Source organism: Duganella guangzhouensis (assembly GCF_009674535.1).
GTDB lineage: Bacteria > Pseudomonadota > Gammaproteobacteria > Burkholderiales > Burkholderiaceae_D > Rugamonas > Rugamonas guangzhouensis.
In genome coordinates this window covers 311,966-324,169 of the sequence record NZ_WKJK01000003.1, presented here as the reverse complement: position 1 = coordinate 324,169, position 12,204 = coordinate 311,966, and the positions used below count along the sequence as shown (strand labels likewise).

The window sequence follows — 12,204 nt, the reverse complement described above, 5'->3', positions numbered from 1 at the left end:
GCAGGTCGTATTCCACAAGATGGGCGCTGCGTGCTATATTCGCTATGCGCACCGAGTGTGCGATATGCGCACAAAATACCCTTTTTCTGATGATGGATACTGATTTCTCCCCACGCGACCTGGTTGCCGGCCTTGAAAAGGGCTTGCAGGTGATTGAAGCCTTTGACCAGGAACGCAGCCGTCTCACCATCGCCGAGGTGGCGGAACGCACTGGCTTGACGCGGGCGGCGGCGCGCCGCTATCTGCTGACGCTGACCTATCTGGGCTATATGCGGCACGAGAACAAGCAGTTTTCGTTGACGCCGCTGGTGCTGCGGCTTGGTCAGTCCTATCTGCATTCGGCGCGTTTGCCTCGGCTGGTGCAGCCGTTGTTGTATCGCTTGGCCTATACCGTGGGCGAGGCCGCGTCGGCCGGCGTGCTGGATCACGATCAGCTGGTGTGCGTGTCGGCGGTGACGGCGGGGCAGCTGGTGTCGGCCACGCTGCAGCCGGGCACGCGGGTGCCGGCGTGGTGTACCGCCAACGGCCGCATGCTGCTGGCGCACCTGCCGCAGGAGCAGCTGGATGCGTATCTGGAGCGGGTGCAGCTGGAGCGCATCACCGAGCACACCATCGTCGACAAGCAGCAGCTGGCGCGCGAGATTGCCGAGGCGCGTGCGCAGGGCTATGCGCTGGTGGACCAGGAGCTGGAACTGGGCTTGCGTACCATGGCGGTCCCGCTGAAGAACTTCCGTGGCGAGGTGGTGGCGGCGATGAACATCAGCGTGCACGCCGCCCGCATGTCGTTGCAGCAGATGGTGGAGCGCTGCCTGCCCACGCTGATCAAGATGCAGGTGGAACTGAACGCGCTGCTGTAAGCCGCTACAGGTCCAGCACCAGCAATGGCCCGAGGGCGCGTGAGCAGCAGGGCGTGAAACTGTCGTTGGCGGCATGTTCTTCGTCGCTGAAGTACTGGTCGCGGGTCAAGCGCGCCGGCCAGCACGCCGGTGATGCAGGTGCCGCAGACGCCTTGTTCGCAGGAGACCGGGATCGCAATGCCATGCTCGGCCAGCGCCTGAACCACACTCTGGCCTGGCGCTACGGAATAGACCTTGCCGCTGCTGGCGATTTGTACCTCGAACGGCTGGTCGCCAGCTTCGCCACCCGCGTCCGCCGCACCGAAATATTCGCGGTGCACCGCTTGCTTCGGCCAGCCCAGGGCGCTGGCGGTGGTCGTCACCAGCTCGATGAATCCCGCGGGACCGCAGACGTAGAGGTGCGTGTCCGGCGGAGCATCGCGCAGCAGGCGCGCCACGTCGGGCCGCTGTCCCTCGCTGTCGAAATGGAAGCGCGCTTTGGCGGCGTATGCCGCGTTGCGGATGCGCTGCGTGAATGCGGCGCGGGTCGGCTCGCGTGCACAGTAATGCAGCTGGAAGTCAGCAGCATCGGCCGCCAGTTGCTCGGCCATCGCGAGTAGGGGCGTGATACCGATGCCGCCAGCCAGCAGCAGATAACTCGACGCCGGCGCCAGCGCGAACAGATTGCGCGGTGCGCCGATGCGAACAGTCTGCCCGACATTAATGCTTTCGTGGACCGTCTGCGAGCCACCACGCGACGCCGGTTCGCGCAGTACCGCGATCAAATAACGATGCCGTTCGTGCGGCGCATTGCATAGCGAGTACTGACGCACCAGCCCATTATCCAGCGCGATGTCGATGTGAGCGCCGGCCGCAAAGGATGGCAGTTCGCCGCCATCGGCGCGCACCAGTTCCAGGCTGACGATGCCCTCGGCCTCCACCTGTTTGCGCGCCACAGTGACAGTAATCATATTGTCCATGGTCGGCCTACAGCGAAGTGAGTTTCTGTTCGGCCGCAATCAGACCATCAAGCACGCGGCGCGCACGGACGGCGGCGGCATCCCCTGGCAGCAGCACTGGTTTCAACGACCAGAAATCGGCACCGTTCATCATCTGTTGCTGCGCTTCGAGCATCGGCAAGTCCTCGTTGGTGAATGGGACGCTCAGCGCTTGCACCTGTTCTTCAGCCACATGACGAGCGAATTCGCCCATGGCTTTGGGCGCGCAGAAGGCAAACCAGTAGTGCGTGCTGCCTTGCGTCTCCGGCGTGAAGATGTGCGGCAGCGGGAACGACCGGCCTTCGTTGCGAGGCTGGCCGGTGGCCACCGCGCCAGCGTCCAGCAGCATGCTGGCTGGCGCATCCCAACGCACGTCGATCCAGCGGTCTACTGGCAGCCCTTGCGGAAAGCCCATGCTGGTGTAGAGGAAGTCGGGCATGATTTCAGCCACCGTCTGCCGATTTGAGTAGATGGTGTTGCCGGCCTGTTTAACGCTGGTGATGGCGTCGGACACGCTGCTGCTGCCCAGCGTGGACGGATGCAGGTACTGGATGTGGCTCAGGTCCATGATGTTGTCGGTCTCCAGCACGTAGTTGGCGCGCGCGTGCAGATAGCGTTTGCCGACGTAGAAGACCTCTGGGTCCATACACGAAAAATCGGGCAGCAGCGCGACATCCGCTTTATCCTCATCGCCCATCCAGATCCAGATGGCGCTGAATTTTTCGATCACCGGATAGCTTTTGACCGTGGCCGCCGCCGGGACCTTGCCGTCGCCGTGCGGATTGTGGATGCATTTGCCGCCGCCGTTGAACTGCAGGCCGTGATACGCACACTGCACGCCGTTCGCCACCCGCTTGCCCAGATGCAGAGGGGCGAAGCGGTGCGGGCAGCGATTGCTGATCGCCTGAATCACGCCATCGTCATCGCGGAACAACAGCACCGATTCATCCAACAGCGTGCGCTGAAACAGCGCCTCGCCACCAACTTCGTTGTCCCACGCCGTCATGTACCAGCAGTTGCGCAGATATGCCATGAGTGTCTCCTCCATTTGTTTTTATGTATGCGGCGCATACATTGAGTAAATGATGGCACAATTACGCTTATTTGCAAACGGATTTCTAATTGGGTATGGCTACAGAGCGTGGGTATCATCACGGCGACTTGCGGGCTTCGCTAATTGCCAAGGCCTTGGAGGTGGTGGAGTCGGACGGCTATGAAGTGGTGTCGCTGCGGGCGCTGGCCGAGCAATTGGGCGTCACCCGAGGCGCACCGTATCGCCACTTCCCGGAGAGAGATCAACTGCTGGCGGAGGTGGCGGCGATCGGCTTCCAGCGCCTGCACGCGCTGGCGCATGCGGAAGCCGCAAGGGACGCCGAACCGATGGCACGCGTGGTGGCTGCGGCGCGCCAATTCCTGCGTTTTGTGGACGCCAACCCACAGTTGTTCCGGTTGATGTTCGAGGCCGGACTACTGAACGATCCGACCACGCATCCGCAACTGGCGCAGGCGCAGAGCGATACCTACGCGACCATACTGGCGATGTTCAGCGCCGCGCTGGAACAGGATGGCATCGCCGCTGGTCGGGCGCGTGGAAGGCTGATCGCATTCTGGGCCACCATTTATGGCTACGCCAAAATCAGACAGGCATCGCTGCTGCAAACCTATATGGTGGGCGATCTGGGCGCGGCCGATATCGAAGATCAGGTGATCGCGTCGGCCATCGGCCGCGACACGCTGTAATCAGGTGCGGCGGAATTCCTTGGGCGTGACGCCCATGCGTTTCTTGAACAAACGGCTGAAGTAGGCCGGGTCCTGGAAGCCCAGTTCATAAGCGATGCTGGCCACGCTGGCTGGCACATAGGTCAGCTTGCGACAGGCTTCCAGCATCAGCCGGTCCTGCGTGATGTCGAAAGCCGATTTGCCGGACAGCTTTAGGCACAGGCGATTCAAACGTGTCGGCGTCACCCGTAGCAGTTCGGCATACTGGCCCACCTGCCATTGTTCCTTGAAGTGCTGTTCCACCTCGTTGCGAAAGCGGCTGAACAGCTGGAAGTCGGCGCTGCCCGATTGATCGGCGATGCGGCGTTCGGCGTGCACGCGTACCAGCAGCAGCAGGGCGGCGCGGGCCAGCCATTCCAGCATCATGGTGTGGCCGTACTCGGGCCACGATGCTTCCGTCACCAGCTGCTGCAACAGCGTTTCAATCCGCGCCCGCATCTCCGGTTGGGCCGACAGGTCGATCGCCAACGGTTCGACGAATAGCGAGGAAAACAGGTCGGCGCGATTTTCGGTGGCGGAAAAAACAACGTTCTGGTCCACCGTCAGCACATAGCCGTGCGCCTCGGGCGAGAAATCGAAGCCATGCACCACGGTCGGGTGGATGGTGATGACCACCGGTCCGCTGCACTCCCACAGCGCGTCATTGACGGTGGCGCGCACCTCACCGCCGAATAAAAATAGTACCTGAAACGAGCCTGCATGCGTGTGGCGGTCGATGTGCCAATCGTACACGCGGCTGCGGGTTTCAATCAATTCGGTGTGCACCGATTCGGCGTTTTCCGCTCTTGTCTGTTCGCCATAGAGAGCGAACTGCGGAATGTCTTTGGTGCTGGGTTTGGTGTAGGCTGGCATGGGCGTGCTGGAGATGGTCTGTCAAAATAGTACAAGTTTTAGCGGATTTCATCCATTTTTTTTACGGCGCGGCAGGGCTACGATGACTCCATACTAATCAACAAGGAGACACGCTATGCGTACCCAGGTAGCCATCATTGGCGCCGGCCCGGCCGGTTTGCTGCTTTCCCACCTGCTGCACCTGCAAGGGATCGAATCCATCGTCCTCGAATCGCGTTCGCGTGAAGAAATCGAAGCCACCATCCGTGCCGGCGTGCTGGAACAAGGCACCATGGACATCCTGACCGAAGCCGGTGTCGGTGACCGCATGCGCGCCGAAGGCGCTCTGCACCACGGTATCGAACTGGCTTTCGGCGGCCGCCGTCACCGCATCGACCTGACCGAATTGACCGGCAAGGCCATCACCGTCTACCCGCAGCATGAAGTTATCAAGGATTTGGTGGCGGCGCGCGTTGCGGCGCAAGGTCAGTTGCTGTTCCAGGTCACCGACGTCGGCATCCAGGGCGTGGAGACCACGCAGCCTTCGGTGACCTTTACCCACAAGGGTGAACAGCACAAGATCGAAGCCGATTTCGTGGTTGGCGCCGATGGCTATCATGGCGTGTCGCGTCCCGCCATGCCGGGGCAGGAGCAGCGCAACAACTATCAGAAGATTTATCCGTTTGGCTGGTTCGGTATTCTGGTCGAGGCGCCGATTTCGTCGGAAGAGCTGATCTACGCTCAGCATGAACGCGGCTTTGCGTTGATCAGCACCCGTACTCCTACCGTGCAGCGCATGTACTTCCAGTGCGATCCGACCGACCACGTGGATAACTGGTCCGACGATCGCATCTGGGCTGAGCTGCATGCGCGCACCGAGAGCAACGACGGCTGGAAACTCAAGGAGGGCAAGATCTTCCAGAAGGGGATCATCGGCATGCGCAGCTTCGTGTCGACGCCGATGCAGAGCGGCCGCCTGTTCCTGGCCGGCGACGCCGCGCATATCGTGCCGCCTACCGGTGCCAAAGGCATGAATCTGGCGGTTTCCGACGTAGCGCTGCTGGCGCGCGGCCTGGATCAGTTCTACAAGAAGGGTAGCGAACAGCGTCTGCAGACCTACACCGAGGATGCGCTGAAACGCATCTGGCGTGCCGAGTACTTCTCGTGGACCATGACGCGTTTGCTGCACACCTTTGCCGATGCTACGCCCTTCGAACGCGAAATGCAGCGCGCGGAGCTGGACAACGTGGTCAACTCGCGCGCGCTGGCTACCTCGCTGGCTGAAAACTACGTCGGCGCGTTTTAAGCTTCGCTGAGCACAGCGCGGGTGCGACCCGCGCGTGCGAAGCAGCAGACCGCGACGGTGGCAATCGCCAGCGTGGCGTTGCCAAGACTGGTGTAGCCGGCGTGCTGCACCAGCGTGCCACCCAATACCGGACCGATGGCGGCGCCAATCATCAGCATTGCCGGCGTGGCCGACAGTGCGCGGCCGCCTGGGTCGAGACGTGCGATCAGGCCGAAGGCAAAGGTGTGGGTGAAGATCATCACGGCTGCATAGGCGGCGGTGGCGCCGGCATATGGCGCGAACTCGCTGCTGTGCGAGATGATGAGCGCCAGTGTCGCTTGCACCACCGGGCCGGCCAGCACCACATAACGCGCTGGCCAGCGGCGCTCCAGTAGCGCGGCCAATGGCGCCGGCGCCAGATTCACGATGCCCAGCGCGACCAGCACACCGGTCACTGCGGCCACGCCAAAGCCGCGATCCGCGCCGATGCGTTCGACAAAGCTGAACATCATCGCCTGCACCAATCCCATACAGCTGATGCCGACCGCCGCGTACCACACGGTACTGTCGATGTGTGCAGTGCTGCGTTGGCCTTGCTCGGTGGCGCCTTGGCGGCGCGGGAAAGCGGCCACACTGGTCAGCGCAGCGACGATCATCACAGCCGCAAACACCTTGAACAATGCTGGCCCGCCGGCGCGCTCCACCAGCACCGGCGTGCCGCCGAGGATGAAGATGCCGAACACCGCCAGCGCCAGTCCGGCCATGGCGAAGCTGCGGTGTGGCTGTTCGCCGCTGCCGATGGTGCCGTGAGTGACGCTGAGCGCACTGCCGGCGGCCAGGCCGGCCAGCGCGTGCAGTGCCGCCATCGCGCCGTAGTCGCTGGTTTGCGTCATTGCGGCGAAAGCGATGCCTGCGATGCCGAAGCCCCAACCGGCGACGCGCTCCGGAGCGATGCGCTGGAAGCGCGGCGCCCAGAACAGGCTGGCACACACTGCTCCGCCGAGAAACAGCGTCGCCAGCAGACCGGCTTGTTGTGGCGCCAGGCCGTAACGGGTAATCAGCGTGCCGACCCAGACTGGCAGCGCTACCAGGTCTATCATGCCGGCGCAATGGCCGATCATCAGTGCGATGCGGTTGGCGCGTCGCGGCGCGTGGTCATTCATCGAGGTCTCCAGGATTGATATAGATGTCGCCTTGCGGCGTGATGGTGATCGGCAGCGCGGTCAGCTTGTCGCCCATGCACGGTCCTTGCACGCAAGCGCCGTTCGCAATCTCGAACAGCGCGCCGTGCGCCGCGCAGACGATGTGGGTACCGGCGGCGTTCAGGTAAGCGTGACGACGCCAGGCCATCGGCGTGTCGCCATAGTGCGGACACTGGTCGCGGTAGGCGTAGACCTGTGTGCCTTGCCGCACCAGCAGCACACTGTCCTGGCCTTCATCCAGCGGATCGAAGCCGCGCGATTCGCCGTCCGGCAGTTCGTTCAGTGTGCACAGCTTCATTTGGTCTTCAGCAGGAAGTGGCCCAGTGCCGGCACCAGAATCAGCGCGCCCAGCATATTCCAGAGGAACATGAAGGCCAGCAGCAGCCCCATATCGGCCTGGAACTTGATCGGACTGGCGACCCAGGTGACGACGCCGATCGCCAGCGTGAAGCCGGTCAGCATCACTACCTTGCCGGTGAAGAGCAGGGCGCGGTAGTAGGCGAACGACAGCGTAGCACCCTGACGCAGCTGCGCCAGCGTGATGCTGAGGATGTACAGCGCGTAGTCGACACCGATGCCGACGCCGAGTGCGATCACCGGCAGCGTGGCTACCTTGACGCCCATGCCTAGCGTGACCATCAGCGCTTCCGCCATCACGGAGGTCAGCATCAGCGGCAGCACCGCCACCAGCACCGCGCGCCAGGAACGGAAGGTGATAAAGCACAGCAGCACTACCGCGCCATACACCAGCAACAGCATGTTGCGCCATGCCTCGTGCACCACGATGTTGGTGGCGGCTTCGATGCCGGCCGAGCCGGCGGCCAGCAGGAACTGGGTGTCCTTGGTGTTGTTGGCGGCGGCGAAACCTTCGACGTGACTGATAACGCGCGTCAGCGTGTCGGCCTTGTGGTCGCGCAGGTAGACGTAGACGGTCAGCAGGTTGCAACTGTCGTTGTACAGGCCACGCGGCGCGCCGGCGGTGACGGTGTTGAGCATGTCCTGGTTGGGCAAGAACTCATACCATTTCGGATTGCCTTCGTTGAGGCCCGCCAGCACGCGGCGGTTCAGCAGCGACAGGCTGTTGGTGCTTTCTACGCCGTCGATCTGGCGTAGCTGCCATTCCAGCGCGTCGATCTTGTTCAGTGTGTCGTACTGCGAGCATTGGCCATCGGCGGTTTTGACCATCACTGCCAGTACGTCACTGGAGGCGCCGTAGGCGGCGCTGAGGGCGGCGACGTCACGGTTGTAGCGGCTGTCGGCGCGCAGTTCGGGTGCGCCGGGATCGAGGTCGCCGATTTTGAGTTGGGTGCTGAGCGCGTAGGCGCCCACCGCCAGCACCAGCGCGACTACGATGGCGCCGGTGGCCCAGCGGCGGCTGGTGTAGCGGTCCAGGTGTGCCCACAGCGGGTGGCGTCGCTTGCCTGCAGCATCGGCCTGTTCGGCGCGCAGGCTGCGCGCGGCGGCGGTGACGCTGACGCCGGTGTAGCTGAGCAGGATGGGCAGCAGGATCAGGTTGGTGAAGATCAGCATGGCCACGCCCAGCGAGGCGGCTACCGCCAGTTCGCGGATGACGGCGATGTCGATGGTGGACAGTACGGCGAAGCCGACGGCGTCGGCCAGCAATGCGGTCAGGCCGGCCAGGAACAGGCGGCGGAAGGTGTAGCGGGCGGCCACCAGTTTGTCCATGCCGCGGCCGATGTCCTGCATGATGCCGTTCATTTTCTGCGCGCCGTGGCTCATGCCGATGGCGAATACCAGAAACGGTACCAGGATGGAGTAGGGATCGAGCGCGTAGCCGAGCAGAGGCAGCACGCCGAGCTGCCATACCACGGCTACTAGTGACGCCAGTACCACCAGCGTGGTGGAACGTGCGCAGCGCGTGTACCAGTAGACCATGGCGCTGGCGATGGCGACCGCTATCGCGAAGAATATCAGCACCGCGCGCACGCCGTCGATCAGGTCTCCCACCAGTTTGGCGAAGCCGGTGATGTGGATGCGCACACCCTGTTGTTCGTATTTGGCGCGCAGGGTTTCGAGCTTGTTGGCGAATTCGCCGTAGTCGAGTGCTTTGCCGTCGCTGTCCTTGACCAGCAGCGGTACGTAGATGGCGCTGGAGCTGGCGTCGGAGGCGATCAACTGGCCGATTTCGCCGGAGCGGGCGATGTTGGCTTTCAGCTGTTCCAGGCTTTGCTGGCTGCCGTCGTAGCCGTCCGGGATGACTGGGCCGCCTTCCAGGCCGTCTTCGGTAACGCCGACCCAGCGTGTGGCGGGCGTCCACAAGGACTTCATCTGGTTGCGGGCAACGCCGGGGACCAGGAATACTTCTTCGCTTAGTTTGCGTAGGGTTTCCAGATAGGCTGCGTCGTAGATGCTGCCTTTGGGGTTGTCGACGGCGATGCGGACGGCGTTGCCCAAGCCTGTCAGCTCGTTCTGGTATTGCAGGTAGTTGGCGATGTAGGGATGGTGGGTGGGGATGGTTTTTTCAAAGCTGGCGTTGATGGTGAGGCGGGTGGCCTGCCATCCGAGCAGCGCGGTCACCAGCACGCAGATGGCGAGGATCAGCAGGCGGTGGTTGAACAGCAGTCGTTCGAGGATGGAACCGGAGTTGCTGTCGAAGGGCGGCATCTCTTGCGCCGCCGGCGACTGGTTAAGATCGGACAAATTCATTTTACGGCTCCGGGGGATTGCGCGGGTACGGGGATCAGACCTTGGATGCTGAGGGCGAGCAGGCTGCCGTTTTTGGTCGCCAGCAGGCCATTCAGTGGCGGCAGCGGGGCGGCTGGTGCCGGAACCAGGGCGTCGTCGCGCAGGGTGAGTAGCATGCCGGCCTGGTTGGCGAAGATTAGCGTGCCTTCGTCGCGCGCGGCGGACGCGGTGATCGAGACTGGAGCGGGGTTGGCTAGTTGGCGCCAGCTGATGCCCTTGTCGTTTGAGCGCCAGACGTTGCCGCGCAGGCCGGCCAGGATGTAGTCGCCGTTGGTCAGGATGTCGGCGGTGAAGAAGCTGCCCTGATACGGGACGCTGAGGGTGTGGAAGCTGCGGCCGGCGTCGGTGGAGAGGGCTGCGTATCCGCGTTCTCCGGCGATCAGGATGGTGTCGCCCTGCTGGCGAGCGGCGTTCAGGTGCAAGCCTTTGGGGTTGTGCAGGCGGTCCATCCAGGCGTGCCAGGTGGTGCCGCCGTCTTCGCTGCCGAGGGCGAGGCCGTAGGCGCCGATGGCCAGCATGCGCTGGTTGTTTAGCAGGCAGATGTCGAGCAGGGGTTTGTCGGCGCCGTCGGCCACCAGGCGTTCGGCGTCGCGCAGGGCCAGGGCGTCGTTGCTGCGTTTGGCGGTTTCCAGTGCCAGGGCGGCGATGCGTTCGCCGTCCAGTACTTTTTGCCAGTGCGCGCCGCCGTCGGCAGTGCGCAGGATGATGCCGGCGTGGCCGACCGCGATGCCGTTGCGGGCATCGCTGAAGCGGACGGCGGTCAGGGTCACGCTGACAGGAATGTCGGCCTGCTGCCAGCGCTGGCCATTGTCGTCACTGAACAGGATGATGCCACGCTCACCGACAGTCACCAGGCGCGCACCAGCGTGCGCCGCCCCGAGCATCACCGACTGCGCCGCATGCCCCGACACCACCGCCGGCCGCAAGCGCGCGGCCACCACCGCGCCATTCGCGCCACCGGCCGCCTTGGCACCCGCCGAGCCGCCAAAGGAGTCGCTTGACGTAGACGCGCCGGCAATAGGGCCAAGGGGGCCACCCGTTGTCGCCGTGTCAGCCGTCGAGGCGGCCGAGCCGATCGCCGTCGTAGCTCCAGCCGAGCCGACGCTCGCCGCTGCCGGGGCGATGGCGCCATCGGCCGCCACACCGCCGTGGGCGGCGGCGAGGGCGGTTGCTGTGGCGGCGGCTGTGGCCAGCGTCTTGAGGTACAAGACTATCTTCCGCATCAGCGCGCACCTTCCCCGGCCATGGCATCCGGCGTGAACACGCTATCCTGATAGCGCGGTTTCAGCGGATACTGCGCCGCCTTGGCGTTATACAGATTCCCAATGAACCCCGTCCCCGCCACCAGATCCGCAAAGCCAAACGCACCAATCACCGTCCCAGGCAGATCCGGCGCTACAAAAGTCTGCGACCACAACGTCTTCCACAGCTGACCATTCGCATCCCAACGATCACCCAGCACACAGTTCCAGGTATCCTCATCGCAGTAGTAGCGGCTCTTCGGTGCCTGATGCCGCTGGCCAGCACGCAGCGTCGCCTCCACCACCCACACCCGATGCTTCTCCCACCGCACATGATCCGGATTCAGAAACGCCCGGCCCATCACCTCCGCATCAGTCTTCGGCTGCAACAGCTTGTTGCCGTTATACGGAATCAGCATCTCCTGCTTGCCCACCAGCTTCCAGTCGAAACGGTCGGTGCGGCCATTCCAGGTTTCGATCTCGTCAAAGCTCATCACACCCGCAGTGGATGGCGTTGGCGTATCGCAGCACGGATTCGGCAGCTTGCGCACACGGCGCTGACCGGTCAGATACACCCAAGCCTGATCCTTGCTCGGATCGATATTGGTACGTCCCACAATCGCCTCGCCCGCGCGAATCGGTGGCCCGGAATTGATCAGGCGCAGAAGCCAGAACTCATTCGACTTGGAGAACTGCTCCAGCGAGCCATCCTGCAGATAGTAGGGCATCTGCTGATCGCCGGTGCCGCTGGTGGTCAGCACCGCCTTGCCATCGCTGGTCAGCTGATACTGATTCACCTGGAACTGCCACGACGTGCCGCGCCAGCGCAGCATGTGATTCCACATCACCTCCGCACCAGTTTTCGGAATCGGGAACGGAATGCCGCCATAAGCGCCGGTGGTCACATCGCTGGCCAGCTTGGCGCGGGTGGCGTTCTTGAAGGTGTTATCGTAGACCCATTGCGGCGCCGCAGCCGTGCGGTGCGTGGTGTACACGTCCAGACGATATTCCGGATACTTCTTCAGCAGCGCCTTGGTGCCATCGGTCAGCAGCGCGCCATACTGATCGATATTCTTCGCGCTGACCACATACAGCGGCTTCTCATCCTTGAACGGATCGCCGCGACGGCCACCGGCCTTGTCGCCGGCAATCGGCGTGGTGTAACCGCCAGTCCAAGCGGGAATACTGCCATCCTTGTTGCCCGCCTTTTCGCCACCCAGCGGCGTCAGTTCCGATTTCAGCTTGGCCGCTTCCTCCGGCGTTACAGCCGCCCACGCGGGCAGCGCCACCGCGCAGGCCAGCAATGCGATTTGAATCTGCTTCATA

Annotated in this window: 10 protein-coding genes and 1 pseudogene; 3 read left to right on the top strand and 8 right to left on the bottom strand. The window is 63.3% G+C overall.

Features of this window, described 5'->3' with window-relative positions; all coding sequences use genetic code 11:
- Positions 1–89 precede the first annotated feature (89 nt).
- A complete protein-coding gene (locus tag GJ699_RS07350; RefSeq protein ID WP_154374619.1) occupies positions 90–857 on the top strand; it encodes an IclR family transcriptional regulator domain-containing protein in 768 nt (255 codons plus the stop codon).
- 4 nt (positions 858–861) lie between these two features.
- On the opposite strand, the pseudogene GJ699_RS07345 reads toward GJ699_RS07350, so the two are convergent.
- Positions 862–1,816 (bottom strand): annotated as a pseudogene (locus GJ699_RS07345) (PDR/VanB family oxidoreductase).
- 7 nt (positions 1,817–1,823) lie between these two features.
- Positions 1,824–2,867, bottom strand: a complete 1,044-nt coding sequence (locus tag GJ699_RS07340) for a Rieske 2Fe-2S domain-containing protein (RefSeq protein ID WP_154374617.1) — start codon at positions 2,865–2,867, stop codon at positions 1,824–1,826.
- Positions 2,868–2,962: 95 nt separating this feature from the next.
- On the opposite strand from GJ699_RS07340, the gene GJ699_RS07335 reads away from it, so the two are divergent.
- The gene (locus GJ699_RS07335; RefSeq protein WP_154374615.1) at positions 2,963–3,574 is read left to right on the top strand and encodes a TetR/AcrR family transcriptional regulator; all 612 of its coding nucleotides are present in this window, start codon (positions 2,963–2,965) and stop codon (positions 3,572–3,574) included.
- Here the strand turns inward: GJ699_RS07335 and GJ699_RS07330 are convergent, their stop codons facing one another.
- Positions 3,575–4,465: a helix-turn-helix domain-containing protein gene (locus GJ699_RS07330; protein ID WP_154374613.1), complete on the bottom strand. Its 891-nt coding sequence runs from the start codon at positions 4,463–4,465 to the stop codon at positions 3,575–3,577.
- Positions 4,466–4,580: 115 nt separating this feature from the next.
- Between GJ699_RS07330 and GJ699_RS07325 the strand changes: the two genes are divergently transcribed.
- Complete coding sequence (locus tag GJ699_RS07325; RefSeq protein WP_154374611.1) at positions 4,581–5,750, top strand: 4-hydroxybenzoate 3-monooxygenase; 1,170 nt, start codon at positions 4,581–4,583, stop codon at positions 5,748–5,750.
- Here the strand turns inward: GJ699_RS07325 and GJ699_RS07320 are convergent.
- From GJ699_RS07320 to GJ699_RS07300, 5 genes are read right to left on the bottom strand one after another with little or no spacing between them, the layout of a single operon-like run.
- Positions 5,747–6,892, bottom strand: coding sequence for an MFS transporter (locus GJ699_RS07320; protein ID WP_154374608.1), 1,146 nt, complete (start codon positions 6,890–6,892; stop codon positions 5,747–5,749). The two genes, GJ699_RS07325 and GJ699_RS07320, sit on opposite strands and share 4 nt — an antisense overlap.
- Complete coding sequence (locus GJ699_RS07315; RefSeq protein ID WP_154374606.1) at positions 6,885–7,229, bottom strand: Rieske (2Fe-2S) protein; 345 nt, start codon at positions 7,227–7,229, stop codon at positions 6,885–6,887. The genes GJ699_RS07320 and GJ699_RS07315 overlap by 8 nt, the downstream gene beginning before the upstream one ends.
- Positions 7,226–9,598, bottom strand: coding sequence for an efflux RND transporter permease subunit (locus tag GJ699_RS07310; protein WP_154374604.1), 2,373 nt, complete (start codon positions 9,596–9,598; stop codon positions 7,226–7,228). The genes GJ699_RS07315 and GJ699_RS07310 overlap by 4 nt, the downstream gene beginning before the upstream one ends.
- Entirely contained in the window at positions 9,595–10,860 is a 1,266-nt protein-coding gene (locus GJ699_RS07305; protein ID WP_154374602.1) for a WD40/YVTN/BNR-like repeat-containing protein, read from the bottom strand. The genes GJ699_RS07310 and GJ699_RS07305 overlap by 4 nt, the downstream gene beginning before the upstream one ends.
- Positions 10,860–12,203 (bottom strand): DUF1329 domain-containing protein, encoded by a 1,344-nt coding sequence (locus GJ699_RS07300; RefSeq protein ID WP_154374600.1) that lies wholly within the window; start codon positions 12,201–12,203, stop codon positions 10,860–10,862. The genes GJ699_RS07305 and GJ699_RS07300 overlap by 1 nt, the downstream gene beginning before the upstream one ends.
- Between the last annotated feature and the right edge of the window lies 1 nt (position 12,204).

Excerpts from the sequence above, each read along its gene's own strand:
- GJ699_RS07320 (WP_154374608.1), bottom strand. The coding sequence starts at position 6,892 with ATGAATGACCACGCGCCGCGACGCGCCAACCGCATCGCACTGATGATC.
- GJ699_RS07310 (WP_154374604.1), bottom strand. The coding sequence starts at position 9,598 with ATGAATTTGTCCGATCTTAACCAGTCGCCGGCGGCGCAAGAGATGCCG.
- GJ699_RS07305 (WP_154374602.1), bottom strand. The coding sequence starts at position 10,860 with ATGCGGAAGATAGTCTTGTACCTCAAGACGCTGGCCACAGCCGCCGCC.
- GJ699_RS07325 (WP_154374611.1), top strand. The coding sequence starts at position 4,581 with ATGCGTACCCAGGTAGCCATCATTGGCGCCGGCCCGGCCGGTTTGCTG.
- GJ699_RS07350 (WP_154374619.1), top strand. The coding sequence starts at position 90 with ATGATGGATACTGATTTCTCCCCACGCGACCTGGTTGCCGGCCTTGAA.
- GJ699_RS07330 (WP_154374613.1), bottom strand. The coding sequence starts at position 4,465 with ATGCCAGCCTACACCAAACCCAGCACCAAAGACATTCCGCAGTTCGCT.
- GJ699_RS07315 (WP_154374606.1), bottom strand. The coding sequence starts at position 7,229 with ATGAAGCTGTGCACACTGAACGAACTGCCGGACGGCGAATCGCGCGGC.
- GJ699_RS07300 (WP_154374600.1), bottom strand. The coding sequence starts at position 12,203 with ATGAAGCAGATTCAAATCGCATTGCTGGCCTGCGCGGTGGCGCTGCCC.
- GJ699_RS07335 (WP_154374615.1), top strand. The coding sequence starts at position 2,963 with ATGGCTACAGAGCGTGGGTATCATCACGGCGACTTGCGGGCTTCGCTA.
- GJ699_RS07340 (WP_154374617.1), bottom strand. The coding sequence starts at position 2,867 with ATGGCATATCTGCGCAACTGCTGGTACATGACGGCGTGGGACAACGAA.